Origin of the sequence: Methanosarcina sp. WH1 (assembly GCF_000970005.1) — an archaeon.
GTDB lineage: Archaea > Halobacteriota > Methanosarcinia > Methanosarcinales > Methanosarcinaceae > Methanosarcina.
This window is the reverse complement of record NZ_CP009504.1, coordinates 2,128,868-2,148,898: the sequence shown is the minus strand read 5'-3', so window position 1 is coordinate 2,148,898 and position 20,031 is coordinate 2,128,868. Positions and strand designations below refer to the sequence as shown.

Here is a 20,031-nt window from a genome sequence, read left to right as displayed (position 1 = left end):
ATCATATTAGATTACATTATTATTGAACATATATGTTGAACACCGGGAGATTCGGGTAAAAAATTTCATATAGTTAAAAGGCCGGATTCCCAAATGAAATATTATAATTGAAATATTTATATATTAAAGAACTGAAAATATATGAGAAATTAGGGAATCGAAAAAGTCATCGCAACACTTATACATGTCTTATGACATTTACTCGCAGGTTCAGATGATGAAAGCAGTACTAGGATTAGAAGACGGAACAATTATTAAGGGCACCGGTTTTGGTGCCGAAGGCACAGCTTGCGGCGAACTTGTTTTTACCACTCAATTTACGGGATATGAGGAGGCTCTAACTGACCCTTCCTACAAGGGCCAGATTTTAATGTTCACCTACCCTCTTATAGGGAATTATGGTGTTAGTGGGGAGCGTTTCCAGTCCGACAACATCCATGCGGAGGGGCTTGTTGTCCGGGAAGCCTGCAAAAAACCCTATCACTACAAATCTACTCGTTCTATCCACAAATTTTTAGAGGATGAAGGAAAACCAGGAATTGAAGGCGTGGACACCCGTATGCTTACTATAGGAGCAAGGGAGCGCGGGACCATGCGGGCAGCCCTGCTTACTGGCAGTGACGATGGAGAAGAAGCCGTGGATGTGGCAAGGAATTTTCCACAGATAACGGATGAAGAGCTTATCGCACTTGTAACCTGTAAGGAACCCCTCTTTATCCCGGGAGCGGAAGGCGCATGGAAGGGCAGCGGAAAACCCAAACATGCAGTTGTGTTTGATCTCGGCATAAAACGCAACATCATAAACAACCTGCATAAAAGGGGAATCGACCTTACCCTGGTTCCTGCAACTACAAAACCAAAGGAAATTGCAGGTTACGAGCCAGACCTCCTTTTTGTTTCAAACGGTCCGGGAGATCCGGAAAAAGCAACAGACGCAATCAACGCCGTAAAAGCTTTTGCAGGTACGATTCCGGTCGCAGGGATCTGCTTCGGGCACCAGATTATCTCCCTTGCAATGGGAGCTAGGACTTACAAGCTTAAGTTCGGGCACAGGGGAGGAAACCAGCCGGTAAAGGATCTTATTGAAAACAAGATTTTCATAAGCTCCCAGAATCACGGGTATGCAGTGGATGCGGATTCCCTTGAAGGGACAGGGCTCTATGTGAAGTACCTGAACGCAAACGACAAAACCGTTGAAGGGGTTTCCCACAAAGACCTGGACATTTTCAGTGTGCAATTCCATCCTGAAGCCCAGGCAGGGCCCATGGATACTGAGGAGACATTCTTTGACAAGGTCGTAAAGGTCCTCGGAGGGGATCTCTGATGCCAAAACACGAGGACATAAAGAAAGTTTTGCTTATAGGTTCAGGGCCGATCACAATCGGACAGGCTGCAGAGTTCGACTTCTCGGGAAGCCAGGCGTGCAGGTCCTTAAAAGAAGAAGGCGTACAGGTTGTGCTTGTGAACTCAAACCCTGCAACCATTATGACCGACCCCGAAATGGCGGATTCGGTCTACATCGAGCCTCTTGATTCCAGAATTGTTGAAAAAATCATTGAAAAAGAGCGCCCGGACGGGATCATTGCAGGTATTGGCGGGCAGACAGGCCTCAATATTACCAGTGAACTTGCTGAAAGGGGTGTCTTTGAAAAATACGGAGTCCAGATCCTTGGAACCCCTGTAGAAGCCATTAAAAACACAGAAGACAGGGAACTCTTCAAAGAGACCATGCTGAAGATCGGAGAAAAGGTCCCCTTAAGCCGTGCAGTCCACTCCTTAAAAGAAGCTGAAGAGGTTGTCGGAGAACTCGGCTTGCCCCTGATTGTCCGCCCGGCTTACACTCTTGGTGGCGCTGGTGGCGGAATTGCCCGCACAAAAGAGGAGCTCCTTGAGATTACGGAACGCGGACTCAGGCGCAGCCGCATCAATCAGGTGCTTATTGAAGAAAGCGTGCTCGGCTGGGCAGAGGTTGAGTACGAGGTCATGAGGGATGCAAATGATACCTGCATCGTGATTTGTAATATGGAAAACATCGACCCCATGGGCGTCCACACCGGAGAATCGGCAGTTGTTGCCCCCTCGCAGACCCTGACCGATGAAGAGCACCAGATGCTCAGGAGTGCCTCTATTAAGATCATTCGTGCCCTCAAGATCGAAGGGGGGTGCAATATCCAGTATGCTTTAAAGGAAGGCGATTATCGCATTGTTGAGGTAAACCCGAGGGTCTCAAGGTCATCAGCCCTTGCATCCAAAGCCACGGGCTACCCGATTGCCCGCGTAACTGCAAAGATTGCAATCGGGATGGCGCTCGATGAGATCATAAACAACGTTACCATGAGCACCCCTGCCTCTTTTGAGCCGGCTCTGGACTATGTGATCACAAAGATTCCCAGGTGGCCTTTTGACAAATTCGTAACTGCGGACAAGACCCTGACCACAGCCATGAAGAGTACGGGAGAAATCATGGCAATTGGCAGGACAATTGAAGAATCCCTCCTGAAGGCTTTCAAGTCTCTTGATATCGACTCCCAGCTGGGAATAAAACGCTGGGAAGAACCCGAAATCAAAACTCTCCTCAAGACTCCCACAAGCGAACGCCTTTTTGTGATCTTCCACGCGCTTGAGAGGGGAATGTCGGTAAAGGAAATTGCCGAACTTTCGAGCATCAATCCTTTCTTCCTTTCAAAGATGAAGAATATCGTGGATATGGAAAAGCGCATCCGTGTAGAGGAACTAACTCCTGAATTCCTTAGCGAAGTAAAGAAGATGGGTTTCCCAGACAGTCGCCTTGCAGAACTGACCGGAAAGACCAGGCAGGAAATAAGCGACCTCAGGCATGCATCCGGAATTCTTGCTACCTTCAAGATGGTCGATACCTGTGCAGCCGAGTTCCAGGCAGCAACCCCCTACTACTATTCCACTTACGAAGCCACCTGTGAGACAAACCCCACAGACAGGAAGAAAATCCTTATCCTGGGTGCAGGGCCGATCAGGATAGGGCAGGGAATAGAGTTCGACTACTGTACCGTTCATGCAGTAACCGCACTCAGGGAAGAGGGCATAGAGACCCATATCATTAACAACAACCCTGAAACCGTGTCAACCGACTTTGACACTTCGGACAAGCTCTTTTTTGAACCCCTCACAATGGAATACGTGATGAACGTAATCGAACGTGAGAGACCTGACGGTGTCTTTGTACAGTTCGGAGGGCAGACCTCGGTGAACCTTGCAATCCCTCTGAAAAAGGAGTTAAAACACAGGACAGACCTTGATACCGTGATCATGGGAACGGACCCTGATGACATGGACCTTGCCGAAGACAGGGAAAAGTTCTACCTCCTTATGCAGAAACTCGGTATCCCTCAGCCGGAAGGCGGGTATGCAACCTCGCAGCAGGAAGCAATCAAGGTTGCACAGAGGATCGGATTCCCGGTACTGGTACGTCCGTCCTACGTGCTCGGCGGCAGAGCAATGGAGATCGTTTATGACGAAATCGACCTTGAACGCTACATGAAAGAGGCGGTCAGGGTTTCTCCCGAACACCCCATCCTTATTGATGACTTCCTGGAAGGCGCCTGCGAAATTGATGTTGATGCAGTCTGTGACCAGAAAGAAGTCCTCATCGGGGCAATCATGGAACACATCGAGGAAGCCGGGGTCCACTCCGGAGACTCAGCCTGTGTAATCCCGCCCCAGTCGCTCTCAGAAGACGTACTTGACCAGGTAAGGGACTACACCCGAAAGATTGCGCTCGGCCTGAGGGTCAAGGGCCTGATCAACATCCAGATGGCAGAGAAAGGCGGAAAGGTCTTTGTGCTTGAAGCAAACCCGCGTTCAAGCAGGACAATTCCTTTTGTCTCAAAGGCGGTCGGCCTCCCTCTTGCAAAGATTGCAGCCAAAGTGATTGCCGGGCACAGCTTAAAGAGCCTGGGCTACACGGACGAGCCAAAGCCCAAACATGTCTCGATCAAAGAAGTTCTCCTACCCTTTGACAAACTGCCGGGAGCAGACCCTGTCCTCGGACCCGAGATGAAGAGCACTGGAGAAGTTATGGGCATAGACTACGACTTCGGAAGGGCATACTATAAGGCAGAGCTTGCAGCTGATAACCTCCTGCCCCTTACAGGAAAGGTCTTCCTCTCTATCAGGGAAGCAGACAAACCCGAACTTGTGGGAGCTGCCAGGAAACTGCAGGCAGCAGGCCTTGAACTCATGGGCACAAGGGGAACTGTGAACTACCTAGCACAGCGCGGGATCTTCATGGACACTGTAAAGAAAGTACACGACGGAAGCCCGAATGTTATTGATATGATGCGCAGGGACGAGGTTGACCTCATTATTAACACACCCACAAGCAAGCAGTCCCGCAAGGACGGCTACAGGATCAGGCGAGCAGCTGTTGACTTCAAGGTCCCCTATATCACTACCATCCAGGCAGCAATTGCAGCAGCCGATGCGATCGAGACCATGAAGAAAGGGGAAGCGCTAACGATCAAATCCATCAACGAGTACCATAAAGAGATGGAGCAGTAAGGTAAAGAAAAAGACCGGCAGCAGGATCTCTGAAAAGTACTGCTTTAAAAAACTGCTGTGCCAGCGGAAACGGAATAATTGAATGAGAATCAGAGCCGGCAGGGTGGCTTTCCATCCTCCGGCAAACGATAATCAGTTTTTAAACTTGCCAGCCCGTTAGCTGTCAAATTTATCAGGACTTAGCATATTGCTCCCATAATTATAAAATTTATAAAACTTATTAAACTTATTAATCAATTAACACGTTAATTCATTGCCACGTTAAACCATTGACATGTTAAACCATTGACATGTTAAACCATTGACACGTTAATTCATTGACACGTTAATCTATTGACATGTTAATCTATTGACACGTTAATCTATTGACACGTTAATCTATTGACACGTTAATCTATTGACACGTTAATCTATTGACACGTTAATCATTATTGTTCTTATCACAAATCCGCCAAACAAGGGGTAGTAAAAGCATGGTAAAGAAAGTTGCACTTGCATATTCCGGTGGGCTTGACACCTCGGTGTGCATCCCCATCCTCAAGGAAAAGTACGGGTACGATGAAGTAATCACAATTGCTGTTGACGTCGGCCAGCCCGAAGAAGATATCAGGAAAGCTGACGCAAAAGCCCAGAAGATCAGCAACAAGCACTACACGATCGATGCAAAGGAAGAGTTCGTAAGAGACTACATCTTCCCCCTGATCAAAGCCAACGGAAACTACGAAGGCTATGTTATGGGCACATCCGTCGCCCGCCCGCTGATTGCCAAGAAAGTGGTCGAAGCAGCCATTAAAGAAGGGGCAGTTGCCCTTGCCCACGGCTGTACGGGAAAAGGCAATGACCAGCTCCGTTTCGAAGCCGTCTTCCGCCAGACCGACATGGACGTTATCGCCCCTATGCGGGAGATGAACCTGACCCGCGAATGGGAAATCAACTACGCAAAAGAACACGGCATCCCTGTCGAAGCCACAAAGTCCAAGCCCTGGAGCGTTGACGAAAACATCTGGAGCCGCAGCATCGAAGGCGGCAGGCTTGAAGATCCCTCTTTCGTCCCGCCGGAAGATATCTACGAGTGGACAAAGTCCCCGGAAAAAGCTCCTGACGAGCCCATCGTCCTTGAAATCGGGTTTAAAGCCGGTGTCCCGGTCTCCTTAAACAACGAGCTGATGGAAGGCTACCCCCTCATCAAATCCCTGAACGAGATCGCAGGCGCCCACGGAGTCGGCAGGACAGATATGATCGAAGACCGTGTCCTTGGCTTAAAAGCCCGCGAGAACTACGAGCACCCGGCTGCAACCGTTCTCCTCGCAGCCCATGCCGACCTTGAAAAACTCGTTCTCACCCGCGGGGAACTGAAGTTCAAGAAGACCGTTGAAGAGCAGTGGTCCGAAATGGCATACGGCGGCCTTGTGGACGACCCCCTCTTTGCCGACCTCAACGCTTTTATCGATAAGTCCCAGGAAAGGGTCACAGGCACAGTGAAAGTGAAGCTCTACAAAGGCGCCCTTATGATCCTTGCCCGCAGCTCGCCAAATGCCCTGTATTCTGAGGATCTCGTTTCCTTCGACAGCCAGACCATCAACCAGCAGGATGCTGAAGGGTTTGCGAAGTACCACGGGTTCCAGGCGAGGATGTACAGGAAAGTAATGGATAAGAAATAATTTCTCTTATTTTGTCTGTTCCTTTTAAAGGGACAGGTTTCTCTTTTTAATTATAATCTGTTTTTTTAAACATTTTCTGGTTTGCGTGTTATTTGTCCAGAGAGCGCATCGTTTGGATTTGATCAATAAGCAAAAAGCTTTTTTTTGAAATTAGATTTTAGACCCAAAGCTCTCAACGGCCGACGAAGGAGGCCGGACTTTTTAGAATTTAATTTTTCAGCTGAGACAATAAGAGTGTATGTAGATATAAGGATGAAATGATTCTGTAAAAGATGATTGTGGAAGAAAAAAGAATGATTTATTTGTTTTGGGGTGTTAGAGAGTTAATGGTGCAGGGAATTGGTTGATCAGGAAGAAATCCATAAAAAATGCTTCAGTAGCATACCTAGTGAGCGTGTAAATGCAATAAATACACTAATAACAGATTTTGACTCATTTCCTGACAAAAATCTAGCATGGAAAGATTTGATAAAACTTTTGGATAGTAGACCCAATTTTGTTAGAAGATATGTGAATCGCTCATTAGGCATTATTTTTTCACATGTTCCTGACAAAACACAAGCTTGGGAAGATTTGCACAAGTTAACTAAACACAGATCAGTTAATTTACGAGAAGAAGTAGCATATTCAATTGGCTACGCATTTCCATACGCGGCCTATAAACAACAGGCGTGGGAAGATATAATAGAAATGACTTTCGATGAAGATCGAAGTGTGCGATTAAATGCCGCGCGATCGCTTATTTCTTCAGTTATGTATGTTCCAGATAAAAGACAAGCTTGGAAAGATTTAATTAAACTAACTGGAAGTCAAGATAAGAATATTCGATGGTATGCAGCACGTTCTTTTGGATTTGTTTATTTAGATATGCCTGATAAACAAAAGGCATGGAAAGATTTAGTCGAAATGACAAAAAATGAAGACAAACTTATTCGAGGGGGTGCGATACATTCAATCGATTGTGCTTATTCCCATATTCACAATAAACAAGAGGCTTGGGAAGATTTAGTTAAAATAGCTGATAGAAGTGACAAGGATATAAAACTACAAATAAATCATTTGTTAGGAAAAATTTGCATAAACAAAGCATCTCAGTCAAAGGACGAGGAAGAATATAAAAAAGAGTTAGAAAATGCTATTGAATTTTTTGAAAAAGCATACGATGAATCTTCATATTTTAATCCTTCTAAATTCTGCCTTCCATTTTACCGTTCATTCTACACGATAATTTCCTCCGAAAGACAACAAGCTGAGAAAATAGTTGACAAATACTTATCTGAAGCGAAGAATGCAATTGGTAGATCAGAAAATAAGAAACTTCTATTCGAGGCCGTTGAAAATCTTGCTAATGCGTTAAAAGAAGTCCAGAACCTTGAAAAAACAGATTTTGATACAAAGAAAAATGAACTTAATTTTTACAGGAAATACTGCGAGCAGGCCGCAGAATTGATGATTGAAACAGAAGAAGTATTGCCTTATGCTACAGCTACAATAAAAAAAGGCCTTCCCATCCTCGATCGGAAACTAAAATCCCTCCTCGAAGAAATCCAGGAGAAAGCAAAGACCGCGTGCCGGGAATCTCAAGGTACTGATGCGCAAGAAATTGCATGCGCTGTTAGTCGAGAGGTTCAGAAATGGGAAATTGGTAGTCAGGAAGAAATGACCTGGAATGTCGAAAACCTTATTTTTGCTTTAGAATCAAGTATTCCTAGAGTACCTGCAAATCAGCACATTTTCGATAGAATTCAACAAATTAGGGAACAAAAAGACATCCCAAAGCAGTATGGAATGGTATCTACTCTCATTCCGTTGATTCCCAATTTATGTATGGAACAAAAAATAGATTCAATGGAAAAGAAGCTTGATGATATAATTGTCCACTTTTCTGAATCTCATACAGATCTTACAATATCTCTCGGAGCAGATTTTTACGGAAATGGCATGAAAGTTACAAAAACAATTCCTCTCCATAAGTTTTCAGACAACGAAAAAGGAGAGATAGAAGGAAAAATTCAGGGGAATGAGGGAATTAAACTTTCAAGCTTACCTGCAACACTAGTCAAAAAAATAAAAGATCACCTTTTTTGAACTTCATAATTTGGCTCAACGATCAAAATGTTGCCATTTATTACTCAACTCTTCATCAACTTGAAGGATCAGAAGGGTTTGCGAAGTATCACGGGTTCCAGGCTAGGATGTACAGGAAAGTGATGGATAAGAAATAAGTTCGTGATTTTGTCTGTTCCTTTTAAAAGGGGCAGGCTTCTCTTTTTTTATTTGAGTTTTGACTTTCCTCCAACTGTTGCTTTCTTTTTTGTTGCTTTTGCTTGGAAACAGGCTTTTTTGGTTTTCTTTCTAAGCAAAAGACATTTTATGATATTGCTTTTGGGTTCTAGGCTCTCTATATCCAAGAAAATCTTGAATAGACCAAAAATAATATACTTTAAATGAAAGGAAAGAGCAATAAAGTGCTTTACGAGTTGTATCTCCTATGAGTACAATCCAAAAACTGAAAATCTCAAGTAAATATTTGAAATAAAGTACTAATTTTCAAAATATATTAAAACTTGGTGAGAAATTGATTGAATCGTATAATAACGATCTGGAATGGGAAGTTCTTCAGGAACCGATCATAATTGACAGAATAAAACCAAATAAATACATACCTAAAAATTCCGTAAACATAGTGATAGAAAGAAATGACTCTTACCAGATAACAGCTACTTTAACAGCTATACAAGAAAACGTACTCTTGGCAAAAAAAGATATTGAATATTATAACCATTTTTATAATGAATCTCCTGGTTCATGTTTAGAACCATTCAATATTAAAGGTAAAGACCAAAACGGTTCAAGAGTAGAATTGAGAAACTGTTTTGTAACTAAAATAAATTCTCAAGTAAAATGTGATTCACCAGAAAAAATAGTAACACTTCACATTATAATAGACGAAATAAAGGTTGAAAAAAACAACGATTCTGAAGTATCTTATTTATCTGAGTGGTATCTAAATGGACCACGTAGAATACGGTATCCTAAAAGAACTGTGAGATTCCCAGAGAATGGATCTGAAAAAGTATCGAGGAAAAGAGTCGATGTTGATATTTTACACGATGATGCCTTAAAACTCTGTTTTGAAAATTTTGAGCGCTCAAGTATTCCACAGATGAGTTGTGATTATGCACTTATAGAATTGGACAATATGAAATTTATAATTGCAGAAGTACCAAATAATTTTGTTCCTATTTGGTCAAAAAAAATATGCATAGAATATAGAAAGGAATTTGGCCCAATTCCCGATGATGAAACAAGAGAAGCAATTAGCGAAATAGTCAGCTTTGCGTTAGGCACACAGCTTTTGAATGTTGGATTTACAGAGTATACTTTAGATGGACAAATATTAACATCATTGGCAGAATCTTCATGGGAAAGAGCGTATTCAAGATTTACTTGTGAAAATATACAATTATCACCCGTCAAGTTAGGAACTAGAGGTTCTATAAATAACCAAGAACAAATTGAAGAATTAATAAGCGGTCTTGTTCCAAAATATCTAGATCTAAGAGACAAATTAAATTTAAGAGACGCTTTATGGAGATATTGGATATCCATAAATATGCCAATTGGAACAAATCTTCCAGTTCTGTCTAGCGCACTAGAAATTATAATGAAGGCATGGTTCGATAGTGAAAATTCAAGAAGTAAAGGATTCTATTTATCAAAAAAGGAATTTAACAAATTAATAAAGGAAAGCTTAAAAAATATTGAACAAAAATTTGATGAATATATTGAAAATAAGATAGAGAAGTTAGAACCCGATAAAAAAGATTCATTAGAAATTCACGAGATCATAGAATTAAAAAACACAATAATTGGTAAAGTACGTAATTCAAATAAAAAGTCCTTAACTAAGCAATACCAAGCTTTTTTTCAAGAGATCGGGCTTAATATTGGGTCATTTGAATCTGGTGCTCTAACAGCCAGGCATCCAATGGCACACGGCGATAAAGGGAATAAAGGAAATAATGAAGAATTTGAAGAAATGAGAATTAATACATATGCATATCAAACGCTTTTCCATAGAGTATTCTTAAAGATTCTAGGATATGAAGGGAAATATGTTGACAGATCAGTGATTGGATTTCCAGAAAAACATATAGATTCATTATTAGGAGATCACAAATAAGCTACTTTATGAAAGTATTTAGGAAATTATCCTACCCTTTTTTAATAAGATAGTTAGGGTGCACCCAAGCAATACTTTTAAAGCTACTTAAAAGACATTCTAAAGAATCTTACATCACTTGTCTGCTCTCTTGTAAAATACAAAAGATATCAAAAAGTGCTCTTTCTCAATCTTCAAAATTAGGGGTTCTTCAATTTCACTTTTCTTAACTTTATCTTCACAAACGTATTTGGGGTAGATTTTTACAGAAATGGAATGAAAGTTACAAAAACAATTCCTCTTAAGAAGTTCTCAGACAATGAAAAAGGAGAGATCGAAGGAAAATTCAGGGGAATAAAGGAATAAAACTTTCATGATTATCTACAACAGTAGTCAAAAAAATAAAAAATAACCTTTTTTGAACTTCGGAATTTGACTCAACGATCAAAATGTTACCATTTATTACTCAACTCTTCATCAACTTGAAGGATCAGAATGGTTTAGCAAACTTGCCGTCTTCAACATTAGATCCCATGCAGTTTGAATTCCTTAGTCTTTTGATACACCCTCACCAGCAAACAAAACATATTTTTTTCACCTAGAAGAGCGCTAGTTGCTAATTTTACTATAGGGTTCGTATTCATCACCATGTAAAAAGGCAAAATAATTTAGCTTTTTTCATGAGTTGCTCGAATATAGAATTTATGAAAAAAATAAGAAAAAAGTCTATTAGTGCATTCTAACCCACATTTCTAATTAGGGCATTTTTGTACAAAACCATGATACAAATGTGTTACTTTGCTGATATTCAATTAAGTAATTGACCAATATGCATGAATTATGTTCCCCTTTTGGCAGGGGGTAGAAATGTGGGTTCTAAAACTTGATCCTTCATATCTTTTTTTAAGAGAAATAAAAAGGAACATATTTAAGGAACAAAATAGTTAATCATGTTCGTTGATTTTAACACAAAGTATTTGCAATTATTCAAATTAATTAAAACTAAATGCTCAATAATGACCATGTGAAATGTTTCTATGCCTAATGAAGAAAAAGCAAAATCATCAAGCGAGAATTTCGAGAGGCTACTAGAAAATATTAAAGGTAGCACAAAAACATTAGAAGGAAGTTTAGATAGCAAGAGCGAAGACTTAGAAAAACTTAATGAGGATTTTGTATCAAAGCTATCTGAGCAATACTCAGAACAAAACTCTGAGTTGAATAAAAAACAGCTTCGGTTAGATAAAAGTAAGAAAAATTTAATTGATAACAGTAGAGTCATAATAAAAAATCTCTTCCATGTTTATTATCAAGGCATAGAATTCATAGTAAGTTACAAAAAAGAATTAGAAGATTTTCTTAAAGCACTCAACCATCAAAAAAATATATTATTTTTTATATTAATATCCAACCTTTCCATTTGTTCTTATATTTTGGTAGAAAAGATGCATGAAATATATCTGAGATCAAACGGTTCTGTTTTTCAAATTATTACATCTACCATAAGTTTTTCTTTTAAAAATATCGCAATTTACCAAGCATTGTTAGCCGTTTTCACTTACTTTATCTCTTGTAAATTACTTGGGTTAATTAAAAGAAACAAAGAAAAAAGCGAAGAATTTCAAAACAAATTTTCACATCTAGATTCGCATCTAGAAAAAATCGAACGTTCTCTCAATAGTTTCAATTCACAGAACAAAGAAGTTATAGAAAATAACCCTCAGGTGGAAGAGAAAAAGATTGGAGGACTCTCATCGATAAATTATGAAAAAGAAAAACAGTATGGAATTATAAAAACAATCAAAACGGAAATAGATAAAACCATCGAGGTTATTGCAAGTACTTACCCATGGTATGAAAAAATACGTGAAATGGATGCTTTCGAAAAAAAGTGGGATTTAGAGTGCAGTAAATTAACTAATATTTCAAAATATTTTAATCTCAATATCGACGATGCTATATCTCTTTTGAAAAACGACATAGATTATTCCCTGATGAGAGACGATAATTCAGTACTTGAGAAAGAAATTATTGACAAGATATGCGATAAGACACAATATGATAGAGAAATAATGGAATTTCTAATCAAACATTACTATAATGAGAACACCGATTTATTGTGGCAGAAATTAAAAGACTCAGAAAGACATATGTTATCTACTTCATCAATACTGTACAGTTCAGGACAAATCAAATTTGATGAAAATTTAATTGATGAAGATATATTTTGTTTAATACTTCAAAAATTGCCTACATTTAGTTTTTCTTCTATTTCTTCGAACATTGAATCATACCAGAGAGTATATCTTTACATTGAGAATTACATGAAGAAATTAGAAACAGAAGGAAAAATCAAATTTGAGAGACAGTTAACTAAAAGAGAAGTTGCTGATAATATTTCATACGATAAAGTTTTCGAATTAAATTTTTTATCTCTTTTCTCCAAACAACTTGATCTAAGTACTCTGTTTTTCGAAAATGAACCATACAAAGATGCTCTTAAGGCTATTGTGTTTAACCATGATATTAACTTCAGGAGCACAGTATGCCAAGAAGCTGCAAAGCTAGACCAGACAATTTACATTTTAATGGAATATCATGAACTAATACAGAAAAAGAATAAAGGTAACCAGTTTTTCGTATTAAATGATCTATTTGAATGTGGCTTTGATTTTGAAGAAATAGAAAAGGAAATTCTCAACAACCCCATGAAAAAAAGGCAACACCAATTTTTCAAAAACGAGTTAAGAAGAGGAGAATGGTATGATACTGGGCAAATGTTACTTAAAAGCATGCTCGAAGACATCACATCCAAACTACAAGTAGAAAAGAAATATGAAACATATATAGGAGTTGTTAAGAAATCCTTTGAAAATGTTAACATAAATACTTTAGATAAAGCTATAGATGCTAACCTATTTACAACCTATTTGATTTTATCTAGTTCTTATAAAGGTCCACTTTTAACAGAAATTATTGATCCTTTGTCTTGCAGAATAAACCAATATAATTCTCCGGATTCACCAAATGTTAAGGATTTTGAAAGCAAATACAAAATTTCACTATTCACTCAAGAAGGAATAAAAAAATACGATTTTGCAAAATATTCTGATTCTACTAGATTTGGTATTCTACACAGAGACATATCATTTGTTGATTTTGTAAATGGAATTAAAGAAGATGTAAACAGAATTTTTAATGAAAAGAAATCAGATAAAAAATGGGAGAATGTTGGATTTTCAGTTATTAGAATAACACCTTCTAAGTACAGTTTTGGTGCCATGGATGACATATCAGACGCCCAAGTAAAAGACATGTCAATCTCAAAGTTTATAGCAAGAATGGCAATGGGATATACTAATGATTTAGAGAAAACTGCACTTACTGTACTCGATAAAAACGTGAATCTTTTTAAGGTTATTGAGCAGTATTCGATATTTGAGTTAGTAACGTTGAAAATGAGTGTTGTGGGAAGTTACGGAAAATTCTTGAAACAAGATAAACTCAAGAAAGCTATATTGTTTAAGCTGTTAGATCTCTATGGAATAGAATCATTCAAGGACTTGGGATATCTTGTTAAAGATGATGAAAGCTTCAAAAAAGAAATACAGCAAAATCTCTTGGAAGTGTTTAAATCAGAATATATTATCGATAGCAAGAACACATTAGTGAAGACTAAAAAGTTAGAACTTTTTGTGATTGCTTTAATAGGAGCAGCAGAAGATTTAGCATTAATATATGATATTTGAAAGTTTTATTTATTCTGCATAGACCTTTACTTGACTAAAGTTTATGGGCAAAGGTTTTCATATCGTATTCAGCGGTCCAATTCATGACGATTTTTTCCCAGATCCATAATTCCCCTGAAAACGTCTCTTGAATCGAAAATTCCCCACGAAGAAAAAGAATCACTTAATCTAAAGAAGCCCGGCAAAGTGCCCCTTATAATGATGCAAAAATCACGGGTTTTTCAATTTCACTTTTCTTAACATTATCTTAACAAACGTATTTGGGGGAGATTTAAGCAGACCGCCGGCAGGAAAAATATATTTCAAATGAATTGATGATGGGGGAAGATTTTCATTTCGTATTCAGCGGTCCAGTTTCTGACGGCTTTCCTTGATCCACAATTCACTTGAAAAATGTCTCTTGAATCAGAAACCTCCCCCAGAGGAAAAGAATCGATTAATCTAAAGAAGCCCTGCAAAGTGCCCCTTATAAAGATGCAAAAATCACGGGTTTTTAAATTTCACTTTTCTTAACTTTATCTTAACAAACGTGTTCGGGGTAGATTTCAGCAGACCGCCGGCAGGAAAAATATATTTCAAATGAATTGGTTGTGGGGGAAGAATTTTATTTTGTATTCGACGATCCATTTTTGGAAAGATCCAATGAAAAAAAGATTCGGTTGACAAGTTTCAGTTAAATCAGAAATATCCCCAGGAAGGAAAAGAATCGCTTAATCTAAAGAAACCCTGCAAAGTGCCCCTTATAAAAATGCAAAAATCACGGGTTTTCAATTTCACTTCTCTTAACTTCATCTTAACAAATGTATTCGGGGTAGATTTTAGCAGACCGCCGGCTGGAAAAAATATATTTCAAATGAACTGGCGATGGGGAAGATTTTTATTTCGTATTCGGCGGTACAATTTGTGACGATTTTCCTTTATCCATAGAGCCTATCCGAAAAGTCCTGATACTCTAAACATTGTTATGAGGAAATGAGCATAGAAGTATAATCCTATTTTTCTTATCATATTCTCGTAGTTGTGTCCAATTTTTCGTTTTGCTTTTACAGCATATTAGCTGGAGATTAAACAGAGGGATATTGAAAGATACTAGCTATTCATGACCTCAGAACTCGAAAAAGATTAAGAACGTATTAAGTGAAGAAGTTATCTTGAGATCTGATATGTAATGACAAAAATAATCAGAGATACCATCATTAGACCAAAAACAGTTTCTCCCATTACTAACGGTTGCATTAACGGTATTGATATATCAGGCTGTATGTTTGGAAAACTGTATCCTGTAAAGGTAGTGAGACTAAAGTAAAGATAGTCAATCAGTTTGACTTCTCTCCCTTGAACAATTATACCATTTGTCTTCCAGAAACAAAAAGCAAATAGGATAATACCAATCATAGAAGAAAAAATAGGATTCCAAATTTGGTCTCCATGCCCTGCTAAAACTTTTAGGATAAACCCGTCAAAAACTCTTGCCCTAATAATATTCTTAAAGCCACCCTTTGTAAGTAAAAGTTTTCGATAAGACTCATTTGCCCTATAATGAGCATGTTTTGCTTGAAGACTGTCACCGTTGGATGAATAAAAGTTATATAATTTTGTATATATTTCGAAGGAAGACTCATAAAGAAGTTCTTTTCTATGTGAAGATAGGAAAGTTGCAAATTCAAAAAAAGATTCATTCTTATCGTCAAATAAGAAATCTTCATATGCAACAGCTATCATATAGTTTTTTAGTAATGGTATTTTATCCCAAATATGAATATTTTCTTTAGGCTTTTTATAAAATACTAAATCATCAAATTTTTCCTTTATTTCATAAGAAATTTCCCCTTTTTGATGTGCATCAACTAAATCTTTGTAAAAAATAACTTTGAAAATATTAAGTGCTTTACCATAACCGATATGCCTTATAATTTCTGCTTTATTTAAAGCATTCAATATAAAAGTGGAATCACTTTCTAAGTACTCAATTTTACTGACGTCAAACATAATTCGTTTACTTAATATATATGGAAATGGTCTTTTAGTAGAGAGAGTATCTGCAACGAACTCGTTAATCTCTTTTTCACCAATTTCAGTAGAGTTAAAGAAAATAGCATTTCTGAACGTCTTTGTTTCATCAACATATGAGCTAGATATATTTGAACCTATGAGCCGAGTTCCTTCTAAAATGGATTTAGAATCAAAAATAGTACCTACTAAAGATGCCTGTCTTATATCAGCATAACCAAGATCTGCCCCACTAAGATCCGAACCAGCTAAATCAGATTTTGAAAGATTAGCATAAAATAAATTCGCTTCAATTAATTTACATCCTCTTAAGTTTGAATTTTCGAGAGTAGCATATCTCAAACTTGCTTTACTAAGATTCGTATCACTCAAGTCTGAATTTGTTAAATTAGCGTACTCTAAATCAGCATTCTGAAAATTTACTGTAGTGAGACTATAATTTTCCAATCTTGCGAATATCAAGCATGCTCCCTTTAAATTAGTTCTGAAAAATTCTGCTCCCTGCAAATCAGCTCTTGGTAGATATGCATTTTCTAAATTTGCTTCTTTTAAATCTGAATCTTGCAAATTTGCGGAATTTAAGTTAGCTTTTCTTAAATTTGCTTTATAAAAAGATGAGCCCTTTAAATTAGCTAAAATTAAATTAATGCCTCGTAAATCAGCAAAGTTAAAATTGACTTTAGAAAGGAAGACACCTATAATTTCATTCTCTTTTAAAAGATTTAGCTGCTCTTTAGAAGGTCTTTTTTCTTCTATTTCCTGATGCCAGAAGCAGTATTCACTTCCCTCTTCAACTTCAAAAGGACACATAAAGTTATAGTAAGTACCTTGGAACTTGTATTTGCATCTGGCCATTAAAACGTCTCCTATTTCTAAAAGAGTTGTAAAATCTATTTAAATTAATCTAAATAGGTACACTTAGAACCTATCCGAAAAGTCCTGTTGCTCTGGGTGTTATCCACTAATCAACACTACCCTAAAATGTAGTTATTTTACTTTTTGGATAGGCTCATAAATAACTTGAAAAAACATTGCTTGAATCAGAAAATCCCCCACGAAAAAAAAGAATCGCTTAATCTAAAGAAGCCCTACAAAGTGCCCCTTATAAAGATGCAAAAATCACGGGTTTTTCAATTTCACTTTGATTTACAAACGTGTTCGGGGAAGATTTAAGTAGGCCGCTAGCATGAAAAATATATTTGAACTGAATTGGTCATGGGGAAAGAATTTCATTTTTTATTTGGCGGTCCAGTTTCGGATGGATTTTCTTATCCATAATTCCCCTGAAAACGTCTCTTGAATCGAAAATTCCCCACGAAGAAAAAGAATCGCTTAATCTAAAGAAGCCCTGCAAAGTGCTCCTTCTAAAGCTGTAAAAATCACGGGTTTTTTAATTTCACTTTTCTTAACCCTTTTCTTTAACAAACGTATTTGGGGAAGATTTTAGCAGACCGCCAGCAGGATAAATATATTTCAATTGAATTAGAAAGAGGTTTAAAGGAAATAATATAACTTACACAACTTCAGAACCTGTAGAGGGCTTTTCAGCAATAGCCACATACTCGGCAAAGGATTCTGATTCTGGAATTGGTAAATTGTCCTCCAGCAGTCCCTGAACGTGCATTTCAATGGCTTCATAGATATTTTTCTCTGCTTCTTCCCGGGTGGAACCTGTGGCCACACAGCCTGGAAGATCAGGAGAATACGCTGAATAGTTGTTGTTTGCTTTTTCGATTACAACTAGGAAACGGTGCATGATTAGTCCTCCACTTTTAATTGTGCTTGTTTTAAGATGCTGTTCAATGTCCCTGGAGCAAGATCATCTCCACTATGGCCCGCAATTGTTACCCTACCCGGTTTAGTAGGATGCTTATATTGCCGGTGGCTACCTTTTGTTGCAACCAGATACCAACCATCGGCTTCAAGAAGTTTTATGACTTCACGTACTTTCATTTTAATCTATCTTCATGGATATTTAAATGTAATTCGAAAATTTGCAGAATACAGGCAGATGCGATCCATTATTCAATTTGATTATACTGGATAGGCATGATTACACCTGTCCGAACATGGTATATCTAATTTTATGCGGTCTAAATCTTATATAGGTTCTGTGGGCAGGAGAATTAAAGTTTTTGGGTTTTCGATTTTTCATATTTCTTTGAGAGGATTCGGGGTAGATTTAAGCAGACCGCCGGCAGGAAAAATATACTTTTATTTTAATTTTTTACAAGTAAGGTTTTCATTCAATATTCAACAGTCCAGTTTCGGGGAGTTCCGAAAACATGAAGCTGAGGGAATCTTGGGAAAAAATATTGGAAGAAATGATCCTGAAAACAGAATATCTCCTCACTTCAAAATATTAAATGTTTTACTGAGCCTTTATCTGGTCGATAATTCCCCTTGCCTCAATAATCATATAATCCGCATCATCAGCTGAAATCCGATTGCATTTGTTCATTTTTTCAACATGATTAATGAAGGATTTAAGTTTGGAAACGGCTTTTGCGTCTTTGCCTGTTTCAAGGAAACAGATCGATGCATCAAGAGATCTAATAAGAGCTTTTTTTGTTCCTCTGTTGACTTTGAGGGTATTTTCCACATAGTTTTTGAGATCATTCGTTCTATCCATGGGTGTTAACTCACCAGCAGGAGGCAGAGTAAACATGTAGATGTCCCAGTTTCCATTACGATAATCCTGCCACACGATTTTATCCTCGTAGATCGCAGGCCCGAATTTATTCGATTCATTTGTGGTTATCCTGGTTTCCGTTGAAGTGGAGAGATCGTACATGTAGATCTCCAAGTTTCCATTACGATCATCATTCCATACTATCCTATCCCCGTAGATTGCAGGAGAGTTCTGATTGGATTCATTTGTGGTGATTTGAGTTTCCTGGTTAGTGGCAAGGTCGTACACATAGATATCCTCGTTTCCATTACGATTATCATCCCATACTATCCTGTCACCGAAGATGGCAAGTGGAATAATAGCTGCAGGGGAGGGTATAATGGTGTTGAGCCGAGTTTCCGTGGAGGTGGAGAGGTCGTACATGTAGATATCGACACTTCCATTGCGATAATCCAGCCACACTATTTTATTCCCGTAGATAGCAGGATTTGCCTGAATTGACTCATTGGTGGTTATCCGAGTTTCTGTGGAAGTTGTGATATTATACATGTAGATATCGTTGTTTCCATTGCGATAGTCCTGCCACACTATTTTATTCCCGTAGATAGCAGGATTTGCCTGAATTGACTCATTGGTGGTTATCCGAGTTTCCGTGGAAGTGGAGAGATCGTACATGTAGATCTCCATGTTTCCATTGCGAGTCTCATGCCACACTATCCTGTCCCCGTAGATTGCAGGATCTCCCTGACATGATTCATTGGTGGTTATCCGGGTTTCTGTAGAAGTGGAAAGATCGTACATGTAGATATCCAAGTTTCCATTGCGAGTCTCATCCCATACTATCCTGTCCCCGTAGATAGCAGGATTCCACTGATCTAATTCATTGGTGGTAATCTGAGTTTCCGTTCCCTGTGCAGTATCTGCGGACGCAGTAGCACATATGAAAGGCAAAAGGAATAAAGCTACAACTATTGGGTATAGTTTGTTTCTGGTTTTCATTTATCGTTCCCCACTAATGTTTTAATCATTGAATTTCAGTCACAGTCGCATTGTTTAGAGTGGCTAGAGTGGCAATTGTAACACAAGCTCTGCTACAAAATACAAAAATAAATGAATATGTCCCAAATCCAATTAATTTTTAGACTTATAGTCAAGAAAGAAACCTTTGTAACAAACCCGCTTAAAGTCCCTACGTTTTTGCAGTGATTGCTATATAACTATTGGGTATGCCTCATATAAGATACTTAGGATTTAACAAAAATTTGCATTTGGGACTGT

The 20,031-nt window shown here is 38.3% G+C and carries 10 protein-coding genes; 6 read left to right on the top strand and 4 right to left on the bottom strand.

What is annotated here, in order from left to right; all coding sequences use genetic code 11:
• Nucleotides 1-217 precede the first annotated feature (217 nt).
• The 6 genes from carA to MSWH1_RS09340 all read left to right on the top strand — a co-directional run bounded on the left by carA (nt 218) and on the right by MSWH1_RS09340 (nt 14,111).
• A complete protein-coding gene (carA, locus tag MSWH1_RS09365; protein ID WP_048130365.1) occupies nt 218-1,324 on the top strand; it encodes a glutamine-hydrolyzing carbamoyl-phosphate synthase small subunit in 1,107 nt (368 codons plus the stop codon).
• On the top strand, nt 1,324-4,536 hold the full coding sequence (gene carB, locus MSWH1_RS09360) for a carbamoyl-phosphate synthase large subunit (RefSeq protein ID WP_048127985.1): 3,213 nt from the start codon (nt 1,324-1,326) through the stop codon (nt 4,534-4,536). The genes carA and carB overlap by 1 nt, the downstream gene beginning before the upstream one ends.
• A gap of 473 nt (nt 4,537-5,009) precedes the next feature.
• Nucleotides 5,010-6,197 (top strand): argininosuccinate synthase, encoded by a 1,188-nt coding sequence (locus MSWH1_RS09355; protein ID WP_048127983.1) that lies wholly within the window; start codon nt 5,010-5,012, stop codon nt 6,195-6,197.
• Nucleotides 6,198-6,536: 339 nt separating this feature from the next.
• On the top strand, nt 6,537-8,285 hold the full coding sequence (locus tag MSWH1_RS09350) for a HEAT repeat domain-containing protein (RefSeq protein ID WP_052723162.1): 1,749 nt from the start codon (nt 6,537-6,539) through the stop codon (nt 8,283-8,285).
• 490 nt (nt 8,286-8,775) lie between these two features.
• Complete coding sequence (locus MSWH1_RS09345) at nt 8,776-10,383, top strand: hypothetical protein (RefSeq protein ID WP_048127981.1); 1,608 nt, start codon at nt 8,776-8,778, stop codon at nt 10,381-10,383.
• 1,016 nt (nt 10,384-11,399) lie between these two features.
• Entirely contained in the window at nt 11,400-14,111 is a 2,712-nt protein-coding gene (locus MSWH1_RS09340; RefSeq protein WP_048127979.1) for a hypothetical protein, read from the top strand.
• 1,146 nt (nt 14,112-15,257) lie between these two features.
• Here MSWH1_RS09340 and MSWH1_RS17550 read toward each other — a convergent pair.
• From MSWH1_RS17550 to MSWH1_RS09320, 4 genes are all read right to left on the bottom strand, one after another.
• Complete coding sequence (locus MSWH1_RS17550) at nt 15,258-16,976, bottom strand: pentapeptide repeat-containing protein (RefSeq protein ID WP_052723161.1); 1,719 nt, start codon at nt 16,974-16,976, stop codon at nt 15,258-15,260.
• Between the two features lie 658 nt (nt 16,977-17,634).
• Nucleotides 17,635-17,877, bottom strand: coding sequence for a type II toxin-antitoxin system HicB family antitoxin (locus MSWH1_RS09330; protein ID WP_048127977.1), 243 nt, complete (start codon nt 17,875-17,877; stop codon nt 17,635-17,637).
• A gap of 2 nt (nt 17,878-17,879) precedes the next feature.
• Nucleotides 17,880-18,074, bottom strand: coding sequence for a type II toxin-antitoxin system HicA family toxin (locus tag MSWH1_RS09325; protein ID WP_048127975.1), 195 nt, complete (start codon nt 18,072-18,074; stop codon nt 17,880-17,882).
• 418 nt (nt 18,075-18,492) lie between these two features.
• Complete coding sequence (locus MSWH1_RS09320) at nt 18,493-19,752, bottom strand: TolB family protein (RefSeq protein ID WP_052723160.1); 1,260 nt, start codon at nt 19,750-19,752, stop codon at nt 18,493-18,495.
• Nucleotides 19,753-20,031: the final 279 nt, after the last annotated feature.

What these genes read in the sequence shown, in the direction of transcription:
- carB (WP_048127985.1), top strand. Translation starts at nt 1,324, where the DNA reads ATGCCAAAACACGAGGACATAAAGAAAGTTTTGCTTATAGGTTCAGGG.
- MSWH1_RS17550 (WP_052723161.1), bottom strand. Translation starts at nt 16,976, where the DNA reads ATGGCCAGATGCAAATACAAGTTCCAAGGTACTTACTATAACTTTATG.
- MSWH1_RS09325 (WP_048127975.1), bottom strand. Translation starts at nt 18,074, where the DNA reads ATGAAAGTACGTGAAGTCATAAAACTTCTTGAAGCCGATGGTTGGTAT.
- MSWH1_RS09320 (WP_052723160.1), bottom strand. Translation starts at nt 19,752, where the DNA reads ATGAAAACCAGAAACAAACTATACCCAATAGTTGTAGCTTTATTCCTT.
- carA (WP_048130365.1), top strand. Translation starts at nt 218, where the DNA reads ATGAAAGCAGTACTAGGATTAGAAGACGGAACAATTATTAAGGGCACC.
- MSWH1_RS09355 (WP_048127983.1), top strand. Translation starts at nt 5,010, where the DNA reads ATGGTAAAGAAAGTTGCACTTGCATATTCCGGTGGGCTTGACACCTCG.
- MSWH1_RS09330 (WP_048127977.1), bottom strand. Translation starts at nt 17,877, where the DNA reads ATGCACCGTTTCCTAGTTGTAATCGAAAAAGCAAACAACAACTATTCA.
- MSWH1_RS09340 (WP_048127979.1), top strand. Translation starts at nt 11,400, where the DNA reads ATGCCTAATGAAGAAAAAGCAAAATCATCAAGCGAGAATTTCGAGAGG.